At 48.8% G+C, this 23,472-nt stretch carries 18 protein-coding genes and 2 tRNA genes; 16 read left to right on the forward strand and 4 right to left on the reverse strand.

The window, feature by feature from the left end:
- Nucleotides 1-70: 70 nt before the first annotated feature.
- From EZV61_RS04905 to EZV61_RS04915, 3 genes are all read right to left on the reverse strand, one after another.
- Entirely contained in the window at nucleotides 71-517 is a 447-nt protein-coding gene (locus tag EZV61_RS04905; RefSeq protein ID WP_130567929.1) for a DoxX family protein, read from the reverse strand.
- Nucleotides 518-649: 132 nt separating this feature from the next.
- Nucleotides 650-1,246: an acyl carrier protein phosphodiesterase gene (locus tag EZV61_RS04910; protein ID WP_131414517.1), complete on the reverse strand. Its 597-nt coding sequence runs from the start codon at nucleotides 1,244-1,246 to the stop codon at nucleotides 650-652.
- A gap of 95 nt (nucleotides 1,247-1,341) precedes the next feature.
- Entirely contained in the window at nucleotides 1,342-2,691 is a 1,350-nt protein-coding gene (locus tag EZV61_RS04915) for a Na+/H+ antiporter NhaC family protein (protein WP_131414716.1), read from the reverse strand.
- Between the two features lie 71 nt (nucleotides 2,692-2,762).
- On the opposite strand from EZV61_RS04915, the gene EZV61_RS04920 reads away from it, so the two are divergent.
- The 7 genes from EZV61_RS04920 to greA all read left to right on the forward strand — a co-directional run bounded on the left by EZV61_RS04920 (nucleotide 2,763) and on the right by greA (nucleotide 15,270).
- Nucleotides 2,763-3,386, forward strand: coding sequence for a BamJ family beta-barrel-assembly machinery protein (locus tag EZV61_RS04920; RefSeq protein ID WP_130567927.1), 624 nt, complete (start codon nucleotides 2,763-2,765; stop codon nucleotides 3,384-3,386).
- 252 nt (nucleotides 3,387-3,638) lie between these two features.
- A complete protein-coding gene (pulA, locus tag EZV61_RS04925) occupies nucleotides 3,639-8,075 on the forward strand; it encodes a pullulanase-type alpha-1,6-glucosidase (protein WP_131414518.1) in 4,437 nt (1,478 codons plus the stop codon).
- A 290-nt stretch (nucleotides 8,076-8,365) separates the two neighbouring features.
- Entirely contained in the window at nucleotides 8,366-9,208 is an 843-nt protein-coding gene (locus tag EZV61_RS04930; protein WP_131414519.1) for a hypothetical protein, read from the forward strand.
- A 166-nt stretch (nucleotides 9,209-9,374) separates the two neighbouring features.
- Nucleotides 9,375-10,190, forward strand: coding sequence for a 4-hydroxy-tetrahydrodipicolinate reductase (gene dapB / locus EZV61_RS04935; RefSeq protein WP_131414520.1), 816 nt, complete (start codon nucleotides 9,375-9,377; stop codon nucleotides 10,188-10,190).
- A gap of 216 nt (nucleotides 10,191-10,406) precedes the next feature.
- Nucleotides 10,407-11,546, forward strand: coding sequence for a glutamine-hydrolyzing carbamoyl-phosphate synthase small subunit (carA, locus tag EZV61_RS04940; protein WP_130567921.1), 1,140 nt, complete (start codon nucleotides 10,407-10,409; stop codon nucleotides 11,544-11,546).
- 23 nt (nucleotides 11,547-11,569) lie between these two features.
- A complete protein-coding gene (carB, locus tag EZV61_RS04945) occupies nucleotides 11,570-14,794 on the forward strand; it encodes a carbamoyl-phosphate synthase large subunit (RefSeq protein ID WP_131414521.1) in 3,225 nt (1,074 codons plus the stop codon).
- Nucleotides 14,794-15,270 (forward strand): transcription elongation factor GreA, encoded by a 477-nt coding sequence (gene greA / locus EZV61_RS04950; protein WP_131414522.1) that lies wholly within the window; start codon nucleotides 14,794-14,796, stop codon nucleotides 15,268-15,270. Before carB ends, greA begins: the two co-directional genes overlap by 1 nt.
- A 54-nt stretch (nucleotides 15,271-15,324) precedes the next feature.
- On the opposite strand, the gene yhbY is transcribed toward greA, so the two are convergent.
- Complete coding sequence (gene yhbY, locus EZV61_RS04955; protein WP_114339823.1) at nucleotides 15,325-15,621, reverse strand: ribosome assembly RNA-binding protein YhbY; 297 nt, start codon at nucleotides 15,619-15,621, stop codon at nucleotides 15,325-15,327.
- Between the two features lie 85 nt (nucleotides 15,622-15,706).
- On the opposite strand from yhbY, the gene rlmE reads away from it, so the two are divergent.
- From rlmE to nusA, 9 genes are all read left to right on the forward strand, one after another.
- Nucleotides 15,707-16,336 carry a 23S rRNA (uridine(2552)-2'-O)-methyltransferase RlmE gene (gene rlmE / locus EZV61_RS04960; RefSeq protein ID WP_114339822.1) on the forward strand — a complete coding sequence of 210 codons (630 nt, stop codon included), beginning with the start codon at nucleotides 15,707-15,709 and terminating at the stop codon, nucleotides 16,334-16,336.
- A gap of 45 nt (nucleotides 16,337-16,381) precedes the next feature.
- A complete protein-coding gene (ftsH, locus tag EZV61_RS04965; protein WP_114339821.1) occupies nucleotides 16,382-18,310 on the forward strand; it encodes an ATP-dependent zinc metalloprotease FtsH in 1,929 nt (642 codons plus the stop codon).
- 75 nt (nucleotides 18,311-18,385) lie between these two features.
- Entirely contained in the window at nucleotides 18,386-19,222 is an 837-nt protein-coding gene (gene folP / locus EZV61_RS04970; RefSeq protein WP_420810806.1) for a dihydropteroate synthase, read from the forward strand.
- The gene (glmM, locus tag EZV61_RS04975) at nucleotides 19,223-20,566 is read left to right on the forward strand and encodes a phosphoglucosamine mutase (RefSeq protein ID WP_114339820.1); all 1,344 of its coding nucleotides are present in this window, start codon (nucleotides 19,223-19,225) and stop codon (nucleotides 20,564-20,566) included. It begins immediately after the preceding gene.
- Nucleotides 20,567-20,691: 125 nt separating this feature from the next.
- Nucleotides 20,692-21,042, forward strand: coding sequence for a preprotein translocase subunit SecG (secG, locus tag EZV61_RS04980; protein ID WP_114339819.1), 351 nt, complete (start codon nucleotides 20,692-20,694; stop codon nucleotides 21,040-21,042).
- 7 nt (nucleotides 21,043-21,049) lie between these two features.
- Nucleotides 21,050-21,135: transfer RNA gene (locus tag EZV61_RS04985), tRNA-Leu, on the forward strand.
- Nucleotides 21,136-21,223: 88 nt separating this feature from the next.
- Nucleotides 21,224-21,300: transfer RNA gene (locus EZV61_RS04990), tRNA-Met, on the forward strand.
- 160 nt (nucleotides 21,301-21,460) lie between these two features.
- The gene (gene rimP / locus EZV61_RS04995) at nucleotides 21,461-21,919 is read left to right on the forward strand and encodes a ribosome maturation factor RimP (RefSeq protein WP_114339842.1); all 459 of its coding nucleotides are present in this window, start codon (nucleotides 21,461-21,463) and stop codon (nucleotides 21,917-21,919) included.
- Between the two features lie 28 nt (nucleotides 21,920-21,947).
- Nucleotides 21,948-23,453 (forward strand): transcription termination factor NusA, encoded by a 1,506-nt coding sequence (gene nusA, locus EZV61_RS05000; protein WP_114339818.1) that lies wholly within the window; start codon nucleotides 21,948-21,950, stop codon nucleotides 23,451-23,453.
- Nucleotides 23,454-23,472: the final 19 nt, after the last annotated feature.

Raw genomic sequence — 23,472 nt, forward strand, 5'->3', positions numbered from 1 at the left:
ATCTAACGGTTGCCCACGTTACTGCACTATCTCGATACTGAATTATCTCTAGTTATCTTGGTTTGTTGTTTTAGCTAAGGCGTTTGCTGATCAGTGCATCAACCGATAGTTTTCCTGCACCACTGAACATCAGTGCGGCAGATAGGGTGAGCAGAGCCAAACCAAACTCGTAGCCGTTATTACTCATAAACAGGCCATGTTGGATGTGCACGGCGAAGATAGCGACAAGCATCGTTATACTTAAAACGGCCGCTGCCGGACGGGTGAGCAAACCTACCAGCAACGCAATGCCACCGAAAAACTCTGCACTACCGGCCAGGAACGCCATGAGGGCACCGGGGCCTAGCCCAATCGACTCCATCCACTGACCTGTGCCGGTGATGCCATAGCCGCCAAATAGGCCGAATAGCTTTTGTCCGCCGTGGGCGATAAAAATGATGCCCGTGGGGACGCGAAGCATCAGCAGGGCGAGGGCGAGTTGTCTTTCGTTAGTCAGTTTAAAAAGTGTACGTATCATGTTTTGCTCCAGTCATCTATTTGGCTTGAACAGATAGTACGTTTAATAAAATGGGTATAAAACCGCAATAAATTGGCCTTATGATCCCAATAAATAGAATGAACGTCTAAGATCCCTGTTCAGGGAGTCGCTCTACGATCTCTGCAGAACATTGCGCTGTAAGGCCGGTAACTGAAGCAGTAGGTCACCGTAAAAACTGTCAAACAGCATTGTTAGTTCAGCGTGTACCTGTTGCCATTCTTGATAACTCGTGGCAAATGGGGCGTCAACGCGCATTCGCAATCCTATCTTGTGTAAGGCGAGTTTGATGGTCCCTGGCGTTTGGTAGCTACAGAGCCAATCGGTTTCAGCCATACGGCGACAGACATCAATCATCTTTTCTGGCCAATGGGGCTCGGTGGCGGTTAGCTGGCGGTATTGTTGTTGGCTGAACTGAGTGAGGGAGGTGGGGTGGAACTTATGCCATTGCTTGGCGAGCAGGTGATCAAACAACATATCGATCAATATGCCGGTATAGCGCTGACGGGTCAGTTTAAATAGTTGCCGCGCCTGGATCACGTCAGGGTGGCTATCGGTAAAGCTATCGACCTGACGATGCAATAGCACGCCTATCCGCTGAGCTTGTGGCAGCGTGCGCCACTGGTCGCCTTTAATGAAGTCGCCCATCATGGCACCCACCGCAGAGGTGTTGGTGACGTCAGCAATATGCAGGTGAGCAAGAAAATTCATGCTGTGTCACCGTTATTCATCGGCTTGATCCATGAGCACACTCGCTCAAGTTTAGCGCTTACATCGCTGATGAGCATTAAGCCAGCTGATAAACACTAGCGTTTGGCATTTTGTCTCAGCTGGTGTTTGATAAATACTGCGGCAATGCCGGTGACAGCCAGTATCATCACGTAGTAACTGTGTGCACTCACTTCTATCGGCGATATCAGGAAGATAGAGCCCAGCAGTAGTGCTTGGGCGCCGTAGGGCAGCAATCCTTGGCAAACACAGGCAAAGATATCTAATAAACTGGCGCTGCGCTTGGGGGTCACTTCGTGCTTCTCTGCTAGCTCTTTGGCCAGGTCGCCGCTAACGATAATCGAAACCGTGTTGTTCGCGGTGCAGGTATTGGTCAGTGTAGCGATGCCAGCAATGCCTAGCTCTGCGGCGCGTTCGTTAGCTTCTTCTGTGTGTGAACGACTAAACAGCGCGATCAGTTTTTCTATCTGCAGTCCCATCCAAGCCAGTCCACCTTGGGCTTTTACCATGGCACCTAAGCCACCGATCATGATGGAGAGAATAAAGATCTCCTGCATACTGCCGAAGCCAGCATAGATATCTTTGGTGTACTGGCTCATGCTGTAATCCGGTACTTGCGCCAAGCCAACGCCACCAGCGAGGATCAGTCCGATTGCGAGTACGAGAAAGACATTCATACCTAAGACTGCTAATACCAAGATAGTGAGATAAGGCAGGACTTTAAACCACTCAATATGTCCGGCGTCTGGCGTTGGAGCGGGCGTTTGTAGGAAGAAAAACAGCACAATAACGATCAGCGCAGCCGGTGCGGCGATAAAGATGTTTTCGCGAAACTTGTCCTTCATTTCACAACCCTGAGTACGCGTGGCTGCGATGGTGGTGTCAGAGATAATCGAAAGGTTGTCACCAAACATGGCTCCACTGAGTACCACGCCTGCCATCAGTGCCTTATCTATGCCTGCTGCTTCGGCAATACCTAACGCGATGGGTGCAACGGCACCAATGGTTCCCATCGAGGTTCCCATGGCTGTGGCGATAAATGCACTGATTAAAAATATTCCTGGCAGAATAAAGCTGCTGGGGATCACTGTGAGGCCCATATTGACAGTGGCATCGACACCACCGGTAGCCTTGGCGACGGTGGCGAATGCCCCCGCTAATAGATAGATGAAACACATCGCCATGATATTGCTGTGGCCGGCGCCACTCAGAAACGTATCGATGGCTCGATTGAGACCCTCTTTGTGCATCACTATCGCCAAAAGTAACGCAGGTAACACGGCTACTGGGCTGGGTAGCTGGTAGAAAGCGTAGTCAACCCCTTGAGTTTGATAGTAAATACCTGTGCCAATAAAAGTGACTAGGAATAGCAGTATGGGCAAAAGGGCGGATGCATTTGGGCGGATCTGATTATCGATTGATGTCATTTCATAGAAGGCTTTGGGCTTAGTATCAGCAGATGTTAGCATTACCGCTTTCAAACGATAAGGAAACTCCGATGTCAGAAGCGACATATTCTACGCCTCAAATCACTGCCAGCTACGGTGTGGGACGCAATTTAGGTGAACAACTGAAGCAAAACCCTTTCGAAGGAATGGATCTGGACGCCGTGGTTGATGGCATCCGTTCGGCCTTTGCTGGTGAAGCCAGCGTTGTGACTGACGAAGAGATGGAAGCGGCTTTTCGCGTGATCCAGGAGCAGATGCAGGCCCAGGCACAAGCGCAACATCAGGGCGCAATCTCTGAAGGTGAAAACTTCCTCACAGAGAATGCCAAGCGTGATGAAGTCACTGTCACTGAATCTGGTCTGCAGTATGAAGTGCTTGAAGCCGGTGATGGCGAGAAGCCAACGGCTAGCAGCACTGTACGTACCCATTATCACGGCACTTTAATCACTGGTGATGTGTTCGATTCATCTTACCAACGTGGCGAACCGGCAGAATTCCCTGTTGGTGGTGTGATCCGAGGTTGGACTGAAGCGTTACAGATGATGCCTGTGGGCAGTAAGTGGCGTTTATATGTGCCTTATGATCTTGCATATGGCGAACGCGGTGCTGGCGGGGCGATTGGGCCTTATCAAACGCTGATTTTTGATGTCGAATTGCTTGATATCTTGGCGTAATAGATCTTTTTTTTAACTTTTGCAGGGGCGATCACAATCGCCTCTGTTCGTCTCTGCTTCCTCCCCCATTTCGCGGAATAGATCACAGTCGCACCCCTTCCTTTGTCTTTAGAATCGCTGCGGATTATCCCCTCATTGTGTCTAACGTTCGACATTTTGAGTTTAAAAAAATGATTTCGTGAACACACGAAACGCCATAAACACAAAAACGCGACATTAAAAACACAAAACTAAAAACACAAAGGAAAGGCTATGGAGCTTAAAAAAAATAAGCTAGCTATTTACATGATGCCGCTGCTTGCGGCGACCATGGTGGCTGGTTGCTCTGATGACGATGACGATGAAGATCTGGTGTGTGAAGCACCTGAATACATCAATGAAGCTGGTGATGAATGCATCATGCCGACGGTTGATTCACCGGCACCTAACCCTAATCTTGATATCGATCCTCCTGGTGAAACGATGGAAGCAGCTGCTAACCAGCTGGTTCTTAACTATGTCGATCCAAATGCAAGCCCAGAAGCCACTGCAATTGACCCTGATAGTCCTTACGCTGCATGGTCATTGCACCTTTGGAACAACGAAACTTGCGATGCGTTGACCGAAGAGCAGGCTATTAATGATTGGGCTAATACAACCGTTGTTCCAGATGGCGACGATGGTTACGGCCCTTATTGGTTGCTAGATTTATCCAAGGAAACGGGTTGCGTTAACCTGATCATTCGTGGAGCTGATGGTAATACTAAGATCATCAACGATGACGTAATGGTTGACTTAGATACCTTCACCGATCGTGCCGTGTCATTGGTTGGCAGTAGTGCTGATGTTTATGACACCCGTGAAGAAGCTTGGAACACTAACCCTCCAGGTATCAACAAAGATAACCGCAACGCCGCATGGGTTGATGCAAACACAATCCTTTGGGGTGAAGAAGGTGCGACATTAGTACTTTATGTGTCTGACTCAGCTAATTTTGGTTTGAATGCTGACGGTACCTTAACCGGTGACTATACCGCTCACCAATTGACTGCTGGCACTTTATCTGAAGAGACAGCCGCTAAATTCCCAGCCATTGCTGGTCGTAACGCGTATATGTTGCCTGAAGGCATTGATGCGAAAGCAGCCCTGAAAGGTCAGCTTTATATTGCGACTTTGTCTGAAGGTCTTTGGATTGAGAAGCTGAGCAAGCTACAAACTCCTGGCGCAATCGACGCTCTCTACACTGCTGGTGAAGATGATGCGAATGAGCAAGAGTTAGGCGCAATGGTTGGTGATGGTGCAACTGAGTTCGCCTTATGGGCGCCTACTGCACAGAATGTCGCTTTACACCTGTTCAATGCAGATAAAACTGCAATGGGTGAAGCGGTCGCCATGACTGAAGATATGAACGGTATCTGGCGTGCTTCTACTGAAGCTCCACACGGTACTTTCTACAAGTATGAAGTCACTGTTTATCATTATCAGTCTGATGCCCTTGAAACATTGATGGTAACCGACCCTTATTCAATGGGTTTGTCTACTGATTCTATTTATTCTCAGGTAATTGATTTTACTGCTGAAGATGTTACGCCTGCAGGTTGGGCTGATCATGTAGTGCCTGAAGCTGCAACCAGCTCAATCACTGTTTATGAGTCACATGTTCGTGATTTCAGTGCACATGATGAAACGACATCAGAAGCCAACCGTGGTAAATACCTCGCGTTCACAGAAACAGACTCAGCACCAATGCAACATATCATTGGTCTGAAAGAAGCGGGTCTGACCCACTTCCAACTGTTGCCAGTATTTGATATTGCCACCGTTAAAGAAGATCCAGCGATGCGTGTTGATATCACTGACACGGTAGGCAAGCTTTGTGGCCTTAATGCTGGTGCAAGCGTATGTGGTCAACCTGAAGCAACTATCATTGCTGACCTGTTAGACGCATGTGACCCTGCCACTCAGTGTGCTGAAACCATCATGGATGACATGCGTGGTTTGGATAGCTTCAACTGGGGTTACGACCCGTTCCATTTCGGTGCTCCAGAAGGCAGCTATGCCTCTGACGCTGATGGCGTTGCGCGTATCAACGAGTTCCGTCAAATGGTTAAAGCGCTCCATGATCAAGGCTTACGCGTTGTTATGGATGTTGTTTACAACCACACTAACGCGTCTGGTTTGACTTCAGAGAAGTCAGTGCTGGATAAAGTGGTTCCTGGTTATTACAACCGTTTCAATCAAGACACTGGTGCAGTTGAAACCAGTACTTGTTGTGACAACACTGCCACTGAAAATGCGATGATGGAAAAACTGATGACCGATACTCTGGTTGTCTGGGCTGATCAATATAAGATCGACTCTTTCCGTTTCGACTTGATGGGTCACCAGCCGTTGGATTCAATGGAGCGTTCATTGGCCGCTGTTCACGCTGTTGATGCTGATAACTACTTCTATGGTGAAGGTTGGAACTTCGGTGAAGTTGAGAACGATACCTTGTTTGTTCAAGCGACTCAGCTGAACTTGGCAGGTACCGGCATCGGTTCATTCTCTGATCGTGGTCGTGACGCTATCCGTGGTGGTTCACCATTTGATTCTGCTGAAGGTATCCGTACCGCTCAAGGTCTTGCTAACGGCTTGTACTCTAACCCGAATGAGTTGAACAGCGGTGCTGAAGGTGAAAAATCTCAGCTGCTGCATGCGACTGATATCGTTCGCGTAGAGTTAGCAGGCCTTTTAGCTGACTATGCTTTAATCAACTCCAACGGCGATACTGTTCGCGGTAGCGGTGTTGATTATAACGGTCAGCCTGCGGGTTACACTGACTCACCTACTGAACTAGTGTCTTATGTGTCAAAGCATGACAACCAAACTCTGTGGGACAACAACCAGTACAAACTTCCTACTGGTATGTCACCTGCTGAGCGTGCTCGCTATCATACTTTTGCATTAGCTTTCCCATCATTTGGTCAAGGTGTGCCATTCATTCATATGGGTTCTGATCTGCTGCGTTCTAAGTCTATGGAACGTGACAGCTATGATTCAGGTGACTGGTATAACTATGTTGACTTCACTAAGCAAGACAACAACTGGAATGTTGGTCTGCCACGTGATGACAAAGATGCCGCTAACTACGATGTAATTAAAGCGATCATCGCTGATGAGACAACTATGCCTGCCGCTGCAGACATAGCCTTTAGTAGCGACGTGTTCCAAGAGTTCTTGCAGATCCGTAAGAGTTCACCGTTGTTCACTTTGGGTACTAAAGAAGCTGTCATGGCTCGCGTTGACTTCCATAACACAGGTGCAGAACAAACGCCTGGTGTGATTGTTATGTCTATCGATGATGGCGCAAGTGCTGGTGCAGACTTGGATGAAAATGCTGACGCGATCGTTGTCGTATTTAACTCGACTCAAGATGACTTCACCTTGAATGTTCCAGGTCTTGTCCTGCATGACATTCAGATGAACTCTGTCGACGCTGTATATAGCGATGTGGTTGTTGGTGCTGAATCTGTAATCGTTCCAGGTGTAACCGCGGCAGTCTTCGTTATGCCTCAAGGCGATGCTCAGGGCGCTGGTATTCCAGTGGCTGAGAAGAGCTTTGCTAATACGCCTCCTTATGGTGATACCAAGCTTTATGTTCGTGGTGACATGAACGGATGGGGCACAGGTAACGAAGCTGAATTCATCTATGATGGTTTATACAGCGAAGTGATCGAACTAGAAGTTGGTGCTTATAGCTTTAAAGTTGCCGACTCAGGTTGGACTGATGGTACTAACTTTGGTTATGCCGATGTGACAGTTGCTGAAGGCTCTATGGCGATTACCGACGTTGACGGTAATATGAATGTTGCTGTAGAAACTGCTGGTTTGTATCGTTTCGACTTCAATGCTCGCGATACCAGTGCACAAACTATCTCTGTGACTAGCTATGCGGACGTAGCGCCTTATGGCGACGCGGTACCATTGCTGCGTGGTGATATGAATGAATGGGGACCAAACGATGCTTTCACTTTCGATACTCAGGGCGTTTACACTCTGCAGTTAGAAGTGGCTGCTGGTACCTATGCGTTTAAAGTTGCTGACGCAGATTGGGGCGACCAGGGTGTTAACCTGGGTGGTGCACTCACTGTTGCATTAGACGAGGAAACGGTAATCGTTCCAGGTTCTAATGACAATCTGTCCATCACTATCGCCGATGCTGGTGAGTATGTGTTCACTCTGGATGCATTCAACATCAATAAGCCAACTCTGTTGGTTGAAGAGTACGTTGAAGCACCTGTTGAGCCAGAGCCTACTGTTTGTGAGCTGTTAGATCCTAGTACTGATACTGCGCCTGTCGCTGTACCACTATATGTACGTGGTAGTCACTCAGGTTGGGCTGCAGACCCTGCTTATGCCTTCACTTATAGAGGTGATAACATTTATCAGGCAAGTTTCACTGTCGCTGATACGATCAACTTTAAGATCGCCGATGATTCTGCTGATTGGGATGTTCAGTTCTATGTACCAACCTCATCTACTAATGATGCCCCACTGAGTGGTCTGTTGCTGGATGAAGTCTACAATACTTGGGCTAAGACGGGTGGTGCGTTCGACAACAACAGCATTGCGCTCCCTGATGCGCCTGTGATCTTTACTTTCACAGTGACTGATGCTGCTGCGATAGACGACTACACAGGTACATTGTCTGTATGTCAGCCAGAGTAATCTCTGACATTACTTCCTAGCTATTGCTAGTAAACCAAACCGGCGCTTAGGCGCCGGTTTTTTTATCTGTATCAAATAATTATGTTTCCATTAATTAATACAGGTACGAACAGCTTCCTCTTTATTAGTTTTGGTGTAAAAATAGCCATCCTAAATGGAAGTGTGACTTGGGATCGGAAGCCTACCCTCCCTAATATGCTCCGCAACGATAGATGCACCGTTATGGTTGCCTGACTATCTTTTACTGCAGTCTCTCTTCCGCCGAATTATGTTGTGGCAAGGAAAGCAAAATGAAGAAGTTACTACTCAATACCGTACTCCTCGCGTCTGTGATCGCCCCTTCGGTTAATGCAGCGCAGCTCTCGTTAGATTTGCAAGGTGGGAGTTATGTCAGTATTTCTCAGTTTGATGGCGTCGATTATAGCTATGATGGTTATGCTAAAGGCTTAGAGGAATTTTCGACCGAGATATCTGTTGGTATCCCGACATGGGACTATTCCAATAAAGAAACGTATTACGCCGGTTGGGCTGACTCAAATCACACCAGTTCATCAAGCTCCTTTGGAGGCGGCGCGCTAGCTGCACAGCCATTTACGCCTCTGTCAGGGACTCTTCTGGAAAATAACCCTTTTGCTGCCCTCATGAGCCATGATTCTGACAGCATTGGTCAATACTCTTATTTTGATGATTATATTAATCCGTCGATTACGGATTCAGGCTATGTGAATTTAAGCTTGTCTTGGGGAATGTCAGCGTTTGGCGACTTGGTAGAGACAGATCTTGGCATGGAACAATCTTATGGCGGCTATCGGTGGGATGCTCATATTACTCTTGACCAGATATTCAGTGCTGATGATGTGCTTGAGTATACCTTTGATGAGGTATTGGCGCTGCTTTGGGGAGCTGATGGCGCGACGGTTTCGGTGTCAGAGTCGTCTTATTACAATGAATCGCTGTGCGTAGCTGTTGATGAGTATAATCTTACATGTAATAACACCTACAGCGAAGATTACTCAACTTGGTACGAGGGAGTTGTGTCGGCGCAGGGCGCAGATGTGGACGCGCCACAAACTATCGCCTTGGCTATGCTGGGGTTGTTAGGTTTTGGGGCTCTGCGCCGTAAAACGAACTAAAGCTGCCATGCTTTGATTTAAAGCCCGCTAACGCGGGCTTTTCTATATCTATCTCTAGACCCAGTGATTTTCTAATTCAGCGTTTTCTAACCACAATCCCTTAGCCAAAAACGTTGCTAAACGGTATAGTACGCACCTAAATTGCATAACCATTCAGAGTAAACCGATGTCAGACACTATCCGAGTCGCCATCGCCGGCTGTGCCGGTCGCATGGGAAAGAACCTGCTAAATGCCGCTTTTGATAGCGAAGCTGTTGAGTTAGTTGCGGGCTTTGAACGTCCAGGTAGCAGCTTGATTGGCGCTGATCTCGGTGAGTTTGCTGGCGTAGGTAAACTGGGTGTTGAGATTTCTGGTGGGCTCGAAGGCCTAGAGCAGAGCGTAGATGTGGTGATTGATTTCACTGCACCTGACGCCACATTGGCCAATATTGAGTGGTGCCAGCAACACGGTAAGCAGATCGTTATAGGTACAACAGGCTTTACCGACGAACAAAAAGCGCAAATAGATGCGGCCAGTCAAAGCTGCGCCATCATGATGGCGTCAAACTACAGCGTTGGCGTGAACTTGTTATTCAAACTGCTAGAGACTGCTGCAAAGGTGATGGGCGACTACACTGACATTGAAATCATTGAGGGTCACCATCGCCATAAAGTTGATGCGCCTTCTGGAACTGCACTGAGTATGGGCGAAGTGATCGCTGATACGTTGGGCCGGGATTTGAATAAGGTGGCTGTTTATGGTCGTGAAGGTATTACCGGCGAGCGTGAGCGTGACACTATCGGTTTCGCTACTATCCGTGCTGGTGACCTAGTAGGCGAGCATACGGCGATGTTTGCGGACATCGGTGAGCGTGTAGAGATCACTCACAAAGCCTCTAGTCGTATGACATTCGCCAATGGTGCAGTGCGTGCAGCTGCCTGGCTCAAAAGTAAACAATCAGGATTTTATGACATGCAAGATGTGCTTGGATTGAAGGATTAAACCCTCAGTTTTGAGCGTTTCGAGCGGAAATGTACTGATAAAGTTAAAAAAATGTAAATGGTGAAATCTGTGATAGACGTCAACCCAGAGTTGTACTAGAATGCGCGGAATTTGCCACCGTTTCGGTAAAGAAGTTTTTGTTCGGTCTATATAGACCAGTTAATGGGAGTAAGACCTTGTGTTTACTCCCATTTTGCTGCCAACGTGGAGGTTATCTTGAATAAACCCGCTCTACTGGTGCTAGCTGATGGCACTGTTTTTCGCGGTCGTTCCATAGGCGCTGACGGTCAGTCGGTCGGTGAAGTTGTTTTTAATACTTCAATGACCGGTTATCAGGAGATACTGACTGATCCATCTTATGCACGTCAAATTGTCACGCTGACTTATCCCCATATCGGTAACACCGGTACCAATAGTGAAGATGAAGAGTCTGCGAATATCTGGGCAACAGGCCTGGTTATCCGAGATCTGCCTCTGTTGGCTAGCAACTTCAGAAATGAAGAGACGCTCTCTGATTATCTCAAGCGCAATAACGTTGTCGGCATCTGCGATATTGATACCCGCAAACTGACACGTATTCTGCGAGAGAAAGGCGCTCAGGCTGGGTGTATTGTTGCTGGTGAAACGGTTGACGAAGCAGCAGCAAAAGCGGCTGCGCTGGCATTCCCAGGATTGAAGGGAATGGATCTGGCGAAAGAGGTCACTACTAAAGAGTCATTCAGTTGGACAGCGGGTAGCTGGCAATTGGGTAGTGGCCACACGTCACCGGAAGCTACTTCATTGCCTTTCCATGTGGTTGCATACGATTTTGGCGCCAAACGCAATATTCTGCGTATGTTGGTTGATCGAGGTTGTCGCTTGACTGTGGTTCCTGCACAAACCCCTGCGGAAGATGTGCTGGCTATGAACCCTGATGGCATCTTCCTATCAAATGGTCCTGGCGATCCAGAGCCTTGCGATTACGCTATCTCTGCTATCAAGAGTTTTCTGCAAACCGACATACCGATCTTTGGTATCTGTCTCGGACATCAGTTACTGGCATTGGCCAGCGGTGCGAAGACAGTGAAGATGAAGTTTGGTCACCACGGGGCCAACCACCCAGTGAAAGATCATGATAACAATGTAGTGATGATCACCAGCCAGAACCACGGTTTTGCTGCTGATGAGACAACACTGCCAGAGACTTTGCGTGCAACGCATACCTCATTGTTTGATGGGTCACTGCAAGGCATTCATCGCACAGATAAGCCAGCGTTTAGTTTTCAGGGACACCCTGAAGCAAGCCCCGGCCCACATGATGCGGCGCCGCTGTTCGATCATTTCATCGAACTTATTGAACAACGCAAAGCCAAGTAACAGATTCGCAGCAAGGGTAGACAATGCCAAAACGTACAGACATACAAAGCATATTGATTCTTGGCGCTGGTCCGATTGTGATCGGGCAGGCCTGTGAATTTGACTATTCAGGCGCGCAGGCGTGTAAGGCGCTTCGGGAAGAGGGCTACCGGGTTGTTCTGGTGAACTCAAACCCGGCGACTATCATGACTGACCCGGAGATGGCCGATGCTACCTACATCGAACCAATTCACTGGGAAGTGGTTGCTAAGATCATCGAGAAAGAGCGTCCAGATGCTGTATTGCCGACGATGGGTGGCCAGACGGCACTGAACTGTGCCTTGGAACTCGAACGTGAAGGCGTGCTGGAGAAATTTGGCGTTGAGATGATTGGCGCAACTGCCGACGCCATCGATAAAGCTGAAGATCGTGACCGCTTTGATAAGGCGATGAAGGCCATTGGTCTGGAAACGCCTCGTGCAGAAACCGCGCATACCATGGACGAAGCCCATGATGTTCTGTCGCGAATTGGCTTCCCTTGTATTATTCGCCCTTCGTTTACCATGGGCGGCTCGGGTGGTGGTATTGCCTATAACATCGAAGAGTTCGATGACATCTGTAGCGGCGGTTTAGAGCTTTCTCCGACCAGTGAATTGTTGATTGATGAATCATTGATCGGCTGGAAAGAGTATGAGATGGAAGTGGTGCGGGATCGAAATGACAACTGCATCATCGTCTGTTCCATCGAAAACTTCGACGCCATGGGTGTGCACACGGGTGATTCAATCACTGTCGCGCCAGCGCAAACACTGACTGACAAAGAGTATCAGTTGATGCGTAATGCATCGATGGCGGTGTTGCGTGAGATCGGTGTAGAAACTGGCGGCTCTAACGTTCAGTTCGGTGTTAATCCGGCTGATGGTCGTATGGTTATTATTGAGATGAACCCGCGAGTGAGCCGTTCGTCTGCGCTGGCTTCAAAAGCTACCGGCTTTCCTATCGCTAAAGTCGCTGCCAAGTTGGCAGTGGGTTATACCCTTGATGAGCTACTTAATGATATCACTGGTGGTAAAACTCCAGCGAGTTTTGAACCTGCGATCGATTATGTTGTTACCAAGGTGCCGCGGTTTAACTTCGAAAAATTTGCAGGTGCGAATGATCGCTTAACGACGCAGATGAAGTCTGTTGGCGAAGTGATGGCTATTGGCCGTAACCAGCAGGAATCTCTGCAGAAAGCGTTGCGTGGGCTTGAAGTGGGTGCCACCGGCTTTGATCCTATCGTCAATCTGGACGATGCCGAAGCGAAATCGAAGATCCGTCATGAATTACAAGAGCCGGGTGCGGATCGTATCTGGTACATAGGCGACGCATTCCGTGCGGGCATGAGCCTTGACGAAGTGTTTAAGTTGACCAACGTCGATCGTTGGTTCTTAGTACAGATCGAAGACCTTATCAGCGAAGAGAAGAACCTGAAAGAGCTGGGTATGGCTGGCTTGACCGCTGACGTGTTGCGCGGTTTGAAGCGTAAAGGTTTTGCCGATGCCCGTTTGGCGACCTTACTAGGTGTCTCTGAAGCTGAACTGCGTAAGCTACGTACACGTCATGAAATCTTCCCTGTATACAAGCGCGTCGATACCTGCGCTGCAGAATTTTCAACTGACACCGCGTATATGTACTCGACCTATGATGAAGAGTGCGAAGCCGATCCGACTGACAATGATAAAATCATGGTTATCGGTGGCGGACCAAACCGCATTGGCCAGGGTATCGAGTTCGATTATTGCTGTGTACATGCGGCATTGGCAATGCGTGAAGATGGTTATGAAACCATCATGGTTAACTGTAACCCTGAAACGGTTTCTACCGATTATGACACCTCTGATCGCCTCTATTTTGAGCCGGTCACACTGGAAGATGTGTTGGAGATTGTCCGTGTCGAGAAGCCTAAAGGGGTGATCGTACAGTACGGTGGTCAAACACCACTTAAGCTGGCGCGAGCACTCGAAGCGGCAGGGGTACCAATTATCGGTACCAGCCCAGATGCAATTGACCGTGCTGAAGATCGTGAACGTTTCCAGCAAGCAGTTGAGCGACTTGGCTTGAAACAGCCAGAGAATGCAACTGTAACGGCGTTGGAAGAAGCGGTCGCGTTGGCTGAAAAGATCACTTATCCATTGGTTGTACGCCCCTCCTATGTACTCGGTGGCCGCGCCATGGAGATTGTTTACGATGAGATTGACTTGCGCCGTTACTTCAACGAAGCGGTGAGCGTGTCAAATGAGTCGCCAGTGCTGTTAGATCGCTTCCTTGATGACGCCATTGAGATCGATATCGATGCTATTTGTGATGGCAAAGATGTGGTGATCGGCGGGATCATGGAGCATATCGAGCAAGCAGGTGTTCACTCAGGTGATTCCGGTTGTTCGTTGCCACCTTACACACTAAGTGCTGATGTCCAAGATCGCATGCGTGAGCAAGTACGGAAATTGGCGCTTGAGCTCGGTGTTGTTGGTTTGATGAATGTGCAGTTTGCAGTCAAAGACGATGAGATCTACCTGATTGAGGTGAATCCTCGTGGTGCTCGTACTGTACCATTTGTTTCGAAAGCGACCGGCGTTGCTTTAGCCAAGGTGGCTGCGCGTGTCATGGTCGGTCAGAGCTTGGCGGATCAAGGTGTGACATCTGAAGTGGTGCCACCGTATTACTCAGTGAAAGAAGTGGTGCTGCCGTTTAACAAGTTCCCTGGTGTTGATCCTATCCTCGGTCCAGAGATGCGTTCTACTGGCGAGGTGATGGGTGTTGGAGAAACGTTCGCTGAAGCTTTTGCCAAGGCGGAGTTAGGTGCCAACAAGAACCCGCCACGTAAAGCTGGTCGAGCTCTGCTGTCTGTTCGCGATAGTGATAAGAAGCGGGTGGTTGATTTAGCGAAGCGCTTGGTTGAGTTGGGCTACGAATTGGATGCGACCCATGGTACTGCCGTGGTGCTTGGTGAAGCCGGTGTTAATCCTCGTTTAGTTAACAAGGTACACGAAGGCCGTCCTCACATCCTTGATCGTCTGAAGAACGGTGAGTACAGCTATATAGTTAACACCACTGAAGGTCGTCAGACAATTGTAGATTCAGTGCCTCTGCGTCGTGCAGCACTGCGTCAGCAAGTGAACTACACTACGACCCTTAATGGCGCGTTCGCGACCTGTATGGCGCACACCGTAGATGACAGAAGCTCTGTGATCTCAGTGCAAGAGTTACATAAGAAAGCAGCTAAGTAATGATCAAAATACCTATGACAACCGCTGGCGCAGATGCGCTGCGGACTGAGCTTAACTACCTTAAGTCTGAGCGTCGTCCGAAAATCATTGCCGCTATTGCGGATGCTCGAGAGCATGGTGATTTGAAAGAAAACGCAGAGTACCACGCTGCTCGCGAGCAGCAGGGCTTCTGTGAAGGGCGCATTCAAGAGATTGAAGCGAAACTATCGAATGCCCAAATCATTGACGTGACTAAGGTGCCTAATAACGGCAAAGTAATCTTTGGCGCGACGGTTAAGGTTCTCAATATCGATTCGGATGTTGAATCGACTTACCGTATTGTTGGCGATGATGAGGCTGATATTAAGCAGAATCTGGTGAGTGTTAATTCACCCATTGCCAGAGCATTTATCGGTAAAGAAGTCGATGATGTGGCTGAGGTTAAGACGCCAAATGGTGTCGTTGAGTACGAGATTGTTGAAATCGAGTATATCTAATCGAACGCTTGATAAAAAAGGCCGCTAATGCGGCCTTTTTTGATCGTTAGGTGCCTACTTTTTAGGTAGTTCGATTTTCTTATCATCGCTTGGACGATACAAAATCACTGTTTTACCGATTAACTGGACTTTGACTGCGTTTGTCTCGCGCACAATGGCATCGATCACAGCATTACGCATTTCGCGATCATCGCCAGGTAGCTTCACTTTGATTAATTCATGGTGGGCGAGTGCTATTTCTATCTCGGCCAATACACCTTCTGTTAATCCGTTAGCCCCAAGGAGCACGACTGGGCGCAATGAATGGGCCATCGATTTTAAAAATTGTTTTTGCTTGTTTGTTAGTTGCATGACCGCTCTTTTTTGTCGCTTTACTTGAATCCGCTATAGTTTACCTCCATTAACTAGATAACTACTAATTGTGATCACAGAATAGATGAGTAAAAAGAAGCGCTCAGCCAGCAGTAGCCGCTGGATCAAGGAGCATTTTGATGACAAATATGTCCAGGAGGCTCAGAAAAGGGGCCTGCGTAGTCGTGCTGTATTTAAGCTCGAAGAGCTGCAGCAGCAAGATAAATTAATCCGTTCAGGGGATACCGTCGTAGATTTAGGAGCAGCACCTGGGGGCTGGTCACAATTGGCCGCCGAACTGGTGGGTGAATCAGGGCGAGTGATCGCCTGCGATATTTTACCCATGGACCCGATTGCTGGCGTGGCCTTTTTACAGGGTGATTTTCGTGAAGAGAACGTATTAACTGCGTTACTCGACTATGTGGGAGATGACAAAGTCGATCTTGTTTTGTCTGATATGGCGCCAAACATGAGTGGTCATGGCACCGTTGATCAGTCTCGGTCAATATATTTGATTGAGCTGGCTTTGGATATGTGTCATCAAGTGTTGGCCGCCAATGGCAGGTTTGTGGTGAAAGTTTTTCAAGGCGATGGCTTTGATAATTTTTTGCAAAATGTGCGGTCTGCATTTACAAGCGTTAAGATTAGAAAACCTGATTCCTCGCGGGCTCGCTCCCGGGAAGTTTACATCGTGGCTAGCGGTTACAAACTGTAGTACCCTAGCGTTTAGTTAAGTTATTGCGGCGAAGAGGCAGCACCCTTGAGCGATATGGCAAAAAATCTCATTCTTTGGCTAGTCATTGCAGTTGTTTTAATGTCTGTAGTGCAAGGTATTTCCACAAAAGATAGTGCTGGAAAGACCATCGATTACACCCAGTTCATTGAGCAGGTTAATAACGGCCAAGTTAGAGAAGTTAGGATCGATGGCAAGACAATTACTGGCCTGACCGGCGGTAACGAGTCGTTTGAGACTGTGCTTCCAATGTACGACGAAGCGCTCATGAATGAGCTGCTGAAAGCAAAGGTGAAAGTGGTTGGTACGCCAGAGGAGCAGCAAAGCTTCTTGGCGCAGATTTTCATCTCTTGGTTCCCCATGCTGCTGTTGATCGGTGTTTGGATCTTCTTCATGCGCCAAATGCAGGGCGGCGGTGGCAAAGGTGCCATGTCGTTTGGTAAGAGCAAAGCGCGGTTGATGAACGAAGACCAAGTCAAAGCGACTTTTTCTGATGTCGCGGGCTGCGACGAAGCGAAAGAAGAGGTCGGTGAATTAGTCGATTATCTTCGCGAGCCTTCCAAGTTTCAGAAGCTCGGCGGCAAGATCCCGACAGGTGTGCTGTTGATTGGCCCTCCTGGTACAGGTAAGACGCTGTTAGCTAAAGCGATTGCAGGGGAAGCTAAAGTTCCTTTCTTCACCATTTCTGGCTCAGATTTCGTTGAGATGTTTGTTGGTGTTGGTGCATCCCGTGTTCGGGATATGTTCGAGCAAGCCAAGAAAGCAGCACCATGCATCATCTTTATCGATGAGATCGATGCGGTAGGTCGTCAGCGCGGCGCGGGTTTAGGTGGTGGTCATGATGAACGTGAGCAGACATTGAACCAGATGTTGGTTGAGATGGATGGCTTTGAAGGGCATGAGGGCATTATTGTTATTGCTGCCACTAACCGTCCTGACGTTTTAGACCCTGCTTTACTGCGTCCTGGCCGTTTTGACCGCCAGGTAACCGTTGGTCTGCCGGACATCCGTGGTCGCGAGCAAATTCTTAAAGTACATATGCGTAAAGTGCCGCTTGCGGATGATGTGAAAGCTTCTGTCATCGCCCGTGGTACACCAGGTTTCTCCGGTGCTGATTTAGCTAACTTGGTCAATGAAGCGGCTTTGTTCGCTGCTCGAGGTGACAAGCGCTTGGTCGCGATGGAAGAGTTCGAAAAGGCCAAGGATAAGATCCTGATGGGCACCGAACGTAAGTCCATGGTGATGAGTGAAGATGAGAAAACGATGACCGCTTATCATGAAGCGGGTCACGCGATTGTCGGTCGCTTAGTACCTGAGCATGATCCGGTTTACAAGGTCAGTATTATCCCTCGTGGTCGCGCGCTGGGTGTGACCATGTACCTGCCAGAGCAAGATCGTGTTAGTTACAGCAAGCAGCACTTAGAAAGTATGATCTCCAGCCTGTTTGGTGGACGTTTGGCGGAAGAGATAATTTTTGGTGCCGAGAAGGTGACAACCGGCGCATCAAATGACATCGAGCGAGCGACTGATTTAGCGCGCAAGATGGTGACCCAATGGGGCTTGTCTGAAAAGATGGGACCTTTGCTCTACGCCGAAGAAGAGGGCGAAGTGTTCTTGGGACGTAGTGTGGCGAAAGCTAAGCATATGTCTGATGAGACGGCACGTGCCATTGATGAAGAGATTAAGCGTGTTATCGATCGCAACTACACGCGTTCCCTGCAGATCCTTAATGATAATCTCGATATTTTGCACGCGATGAAAGATGCGTTGATGAAGTATGAGACTATCGATGCGAAGCAGATCGATGACCTGATGGCGCGCGTTGACGTGCGTGAACCTGCGGATTGGGTTGATAGTGATAGCTCTGATGATTCTGATACAGGCAGTGCGTCAGCCAGTACCGATGAAGCGTCTGTGCCACCGTCTGTAACACCGGATGATGCGCCAGCGAAATAGTTTGTTTTGGTTTTAGAATAAAATCCGCCCTGTTGATACAGGGCGTTTTTACATTTAGCGAATAGAGTTGCAACTGTGTATCGGATTAAATTTTCAGATCGCTGCTTGGTATTAAAAGCGCCTCAGGTCATGGGAATACTTAATGTAACGCCCGACTCTTTTTCTGATGGCGGTAAGTATGGCCAGTTGGATGCGGCACTCAGGCAAGCTGAGGCGATGGTAGCTGCAGGCGCGACATTTATTGATATCGGAGGAGAGTCGACACGTCCGGGCGCCGACGCCGTCTCTGTGGACCAAGAGTTAGCTCGAGTGATCCCAGTGATTGAGGCTGTAAAGGCGAATTTGGATGTCTTGGTCTCGCTCGATACCAGTAAGGCTGAGGTGATAAGTCAAGGCATATCAGCGGGCGCGGATCTGATCAACGATGTTCGCGCATTACAAGCCCCTGGCGCATTGCAGGCGGTTGCTGCAAGTCGCGTTCCTGTGTGTCTTATGCACATGCAAGGGGAGCCCCGTACAATGCAGGATACCCCGCAGTATGGCGACTTAATCTCTGATATCCGCCATTTTTTCGAAGACCGTATTGATGAATGCGTGAATGCAGGTATCGAACGCAGTCGAATTCTTATCGATCCCGGGTTTGGTTTTGGAAAAAGTGGCGATCACAATTACCAGTTACTTAATCAGTTGGATCAGTTTCATGAACTTGATCGTCCACTATTGGTCGGATTATCTCGTAAGAGCATGATCGGCCAGGTGCTCAACAATGATATTTCTGAACGTGTGATTGGCAGTGTTGCTGGTGCTGTTATTGCGGCAATGAAAGGCTGTCACATCGTCAGAGTGCATGATGTCAAAGAAACCGTTGAGGCTATGAATATAGTGCGAGCAACGCTACAGGAGAGTGTTTAGGTGAGCGAACGTAAATATTTTGGTACCGATGGCGTCCGAGGGCGAGTTGGAGAGTTTCCGATTACCCCTGAATTTTTCTTAAAATTGGGCTGGGCTGCAGGCCGTATTTTGGCGAAAGAGGGTAGCCGAACCGTCTTGATAGGTAAGGATACGCGTATCTCCAACTACATGTTGGAATCGGCTCTTGAGGCCGGATTGGCCGCTGCCGGGCTAAAGGCCGCGTTTACAGGTCCTATGCCAACCCCTGCGATTGCTTACCTAGCAAGAACATTCCGAGCCGAAGCGGGGATCGTGATCAGTGCATCCCATAACCCGTTTTATGATAACGGCATAAAGTTTTTCTCAGCAGATGGCACCAAGCTTGATGACGATCTTGAGTTAGCGATTGAAGCCGAACTGGATAAGCCGCTGACCTGCGTTGATTGTGAAAAATTAGGTAAAGCGATCCGTATTGATGATGCGGCAGGGCGCTATATCGAGTTTTGTAAAAGCAACTTCCCCTCAGGTATGTCTTTGGTTGGGATGAAGATTGTTGTCGATTGCGCGAATGGTGCTACTTACCATATTGCACCTGCTGTATTTTCCGAACTGGGCGCGGAAGTGATCCCAATTGGTATCTCTCCTGACGGTGTGAATATCAATGAGAAGTGTGGCGCCACGGCGATGGATGCGATCAGCAAGGCTGTGGTTGAACATCAGGCCGATCTGGGTATTGCATTTGATGGTGACGGTGACCGAGTGATGATGGTTGACCGGGATGGTGTTGTTGTCGACGGTGACGAGCTGGTTTATATCATTGCCAGAGATGAGCTGCGTAATGGTTCGCTGAAAGGTGGTGTGGTTGGCACCTTGATGAGTAACCTGGGGATGGAAGTTGCCTTACGCGAGCTCGGCATTCCTTTCGTACGCGCTAAAGTGGGTGACCGTTATGTGATGGAGGCGCTGCTTGAGAAGGGGTGGTCCATCGGCGGTGAAGGCTCTGGTCATATTATTAACTTAGCCCATACCAGCACGGGCGACGGCATTGTTGCCGCATTGCGTGTGTTAACGGCAATGCAAAACTCGCATCTTGAGCTGAAAGAGCTGCGCAAAGGGATGAAAAAATACCCGCAGTTACTCATCAATGTTCGCTATCCACAAGGTGCGGATCCGCTTGCTGCTGAAAGCGTTCAAAAGTCTGTGCAAGACGCTGAGAAGGCGTTAGCTGATAAAGGGCGTGTGTTACTTCGCAAGTCCGGCACGGAACCCTTGATCCGAGTGATGGTTGAAGGCGAAGATGCCGCGCTGGTTAAGCAATGTGCGCAGCAGATTGCTACTCAAGTAGAAGAGTCGGTTAAAGCCTGACCAGTTAAATGTAATTTTATTGCTACGGCTCTTGTAACAGAGGGCCGCATTAGTTAATATCTGCCCGCCTTGAAATGAGGTGGTTTGTTAGGAACGCAGCTAGGCTGCACTTCGGGAAGATTAGCATGTACGAGGTTTTATTAGTTCTGTATCTGTTGGTAGCACTTTCGCTTATCGGCTTGGTGTTGCTCCAGCGTGGTAAAGGTGCAGACATGGGTGCTTCATTTGGTGCTGGTGCTTCCGGTACTTTGTTTGGTGCATCTGGTTCAGGTAATTTTCTTACTCGTACCACGGCTGTCCTTGCAACCTCATTTTTTATCCTTAGCTTGTTGCTCGGCAACCTAACTGCAAATGCAGTTAAGCAAGAGGAAGATTGGAATAACCTTGGTGGTGAAGCGCCTGTGGTTGCAGAAGAGCTTGTTGCTCCTGCAGCTCCCGCTGCACCTGAAGATGCCAAGGACGATATTCCAAACTAAAGCGTTTGCCGAGGTGGTGGAATTGGTAGACACGCTATCTTGAGGGGGTAGTGTCCTATGGACGTGCGGGTTCAAGTCCCGCTCTCGGCACCAATTTCAATAAAAGGCTGACAATTCGTCGGCCTTTTATTTACTTACTTGCCTATGGATAGGCAGCTGAATATAATTCAGACCTTGTTGGCGCGGGATGGAGCAGTCTGGTAGCTCGTCGGGCTCATAACCCGAAGGTCGTCGGTTCAAATCCGGCTCCCGCAACCACTTTACCTTTAACGAGGTAAGCGCCCACGGCGCACAGAGGGTATCGCTTTAAGCCCCGCAGCTAAGACACGGGGCTTTTTGTTATTTACTGCTCTGTTAGCTACCGCAGGTTGTATCAGCTAGGGGCGTTATGCCCTTTTTTTATTTGTGGAGAACTGATTTGGCGAAGCTCGAATCAAAATTGACCATCATGCTGGAGCCCGCTGTCGAAGCGACAGGGCTGGAGTTGCTGGGTCTGGAGCTTATCCGTGCTGGGCGTAGCTCTGTGCTGCGTCTCTATATCGATCATGAAGACGGCATCACCGTTGAACATTGTGCGGAAGTTAGCCGCCAAGTGAGCGCTGTACTTGATGTCGAAGATCCTATTGCGGGCGAATATAACTTGGAGGTTTCTTCTCCGGGTATGGCTCGTCCTTTGTTCAAACGCGCCCATTATGAAGCAGTGGTTGGACAAAAAGTGAGTTTACAGACCGTGTTGCCTGTTAATGGGCGGCGAAAATTTACCGGCGATTTGCTGGCGGTAGAGGGTGATACCCTGACGTTGAAAGTAGATGGCGAAGAGGCTCTGATTGCGTTGAATAACGTACGAAAGGGCAACATTGTCCCTATCTTTGATTGATGGGACTTGGCGAAGCGAGGCATTCGAGATGAACAAAGAGATCTTGCTGGTCGTTGACGCAGTATCCAACGAAAAAGCAGTACCGCGGGAAAAGATCTTCGAGGCGCTAGAGATAGCACTGGCCACCGCAACAAAAAAGAAATATGAAGGTGATATAGAAGTACGTGTTGAGATCGACCGTAAGACGGGTCAATACGATACTTATCGCCGTTGGCTTGTAGTCGAACTTGAAGACAGCGGATTAGAAAATCCATACGCCGAGATCACGTTAGCTGCTGCGCAGGTGGATGAGCCGGAGATCACTCCTGGCGAATATGTTGAAGAGCAGATTGAGTCGGTTAAGTTTGACCGTATCACGACGCAAACTGCAAAGCAGGTTATCGTTCAGAAGGTACGTGAAGCAGAGCGTGCGCAGGTTGTTGAGCAATTTCAGGATCAGGAAGGTGAGTTAGTCACTGGAGTGGTCAAGAAAGTGAATCGCGATAGCGTGATTATTGATTTGGGTAGCAACGCAGAAGCTGTGTTGTATCGCGAAGAGATGTTGCCACGTGAGACGTTCCGTCCTGGCGATCGGGTAAGAGCCTTATTGTTCTCTGTTCGTCCTGAAGCCCGAGGTGCTCAGTTATTCTTAAGCCGCAGCCGCCCTGAAATGCTGATTGAACTGTTCCGCATTGAAGTGCCAGAGATCGGCGAAGAGATGATTGAAATCATGGCCGCCGCACGCGATCCTGGGTCACGAGCGAAGATATCGGTGAAAACCAATGACCGTCGCATCGATCCTGTGGGAGCGTGTGTTGGTATGCGTGGTAGTCGTGTCCAAGCTGTTTCTGGTGAGCTTGGCGGTGAGCGTGTTGATATTGTGCTGTGGGATGACAATGCCGCGCAGTACGTTATTAATGCCATGGCGCCTGCGGATGTTGCTTCCATCATTGTTGATGAAGACAAGCACACCATGGATGTAGCTGTGGAAGCTGATAATTTAGCCATGGCTATTGGTCGTAACGGTCAAAACATTCGTCTTGCCAGTCAATTGACTGAGTGGGAACTGAATGTGATGACGCAAGAAGATATGAATGCCAAGCATCAAGCGGAAGCTGCATCTGTTATTAAGGTGTTTGTTGATGGTTTGGGTATCGATGAAGAGTTTGCTGCCCTGTTGGCAGATGAAGGTTTCAGTACGCTGGAAGAGATTGCTTATGTTCCGGCCGCAGAGTTACTTGAAATCGAAGGGCTAGATGACGATCTGGTCGAAGAGCTGCGTACCCGTGCGAAAGATGCACTGACCACGCAAGCTCTGGCGGAAGAGGAAAGCCTCGAAGGGGCTGAGCCGGCAGAAGATCTGCTGAACCTCGAAGGTATGGAACAACACATGGCCTATGTACTCGCGAGCAAAGGCGTTTGTACCCTGGAAGATCTGGCTGAACAAGGCACTGATGATCTCCTCGATATAGATGGGTTAAATGCTAAGAGTGCTGGCGAGTTAATTATGGCCGCTAGAAATATCTGTTGGTTTGGTGAAGATGAAGCCAACTAAGCGGTGCAACGGAGGTAGT

The organism is Corallincola luteus, assembly GCF_004336975.1.
Classification (GTDB): Bacteria; Pseudomonadota; Gammaproteobacteria; order Enterobacterales; family Neiellaceae; genus Corallincola; species Corallincola holothuriorum.

Coding starts and splice junctions, on each gene's coding strand:
- secG (WP_114339819.1), top strand. CDS start 20,692: ATGTACGAGGTTTTATTAGTTCTGTATCTGTTGGTAGCACTTTCGCTT.
- greA (WP_131414522.1), top strand. CDS start 14,794: ATGATCAAAATACCTATGACAACCGCTGGCGCAGATGCGCTGCGGACT.
- yhbY (WP_114339823.1), bottom strand. CDS start 15,621: ATGCAACTAACAAACAAGCAAAAACAATTTTTAAAATCGATGGCCCAT.
- rlmE (WP_114339822.1), top strand. CDS start 15,707: ATGAGTAAAAAGAAGCGCTCAGCCAGCAGTAGCCGCTGGATCAAGGAG.
- carB (WP_131414521.1), top strand. CDS start 11,570: ATGCCAAAACGTACAGACATACAAAGCATATTGATTCTTGGCGCTGGT.
- dapB (WP_131414520.1), top strand. CDS start 9,375: ATGTCAGACACTATCCGAGTCGCCATCGCCGGCTGTGCCGGTCGCATG.
- nusA (WP_114339818.1), top strand. CDS start 21,948: ATGAACAAAGAGATCTTGCTGGTCGTTGACGCAGTATCCAACGAAAAA.
- EZV61_RS04920 (WP_130567927.1), top strand. CDS start 2,763: ATGTCAGAAGCGACATATTCTACGCCTCAAATCACTGCCAGCTACGGT.
- EZV61_RS04930 (WP_131414519.1), top strand. CDS start 8,366: ATGAAGAAGTTACTACTCAATACCGTACTCCTCGCGTCTGTGATCGCC.
- pulA (WP_131414518.1), top strand. CDS start 3,639: ATGGAGCTTAAAAAAAATAAGCTAGCTATTTACATGATGCCGCTGCTT.
- EZV61_RS04915 (WP_131414716.1), bottom strand. CDS start 2,691: ATGACATCAATCGATAATCAGATCCGCCCAAATGCATCCGCCCTTTTG.
- EZV61_RS04910 (WP_131414517.1), bottom strand. CDS start 1,246: ATGAATTTTCTTGCTCACCTGCATATTGCTGACGTCACCAACACCTCT.
- EZV61_RS04905 (WP_130567929.1), bottom strand. CDS start 517: ATGATACGTACACTTTTTAAACTGACTAACGAAAGACAACTCGCCCTC.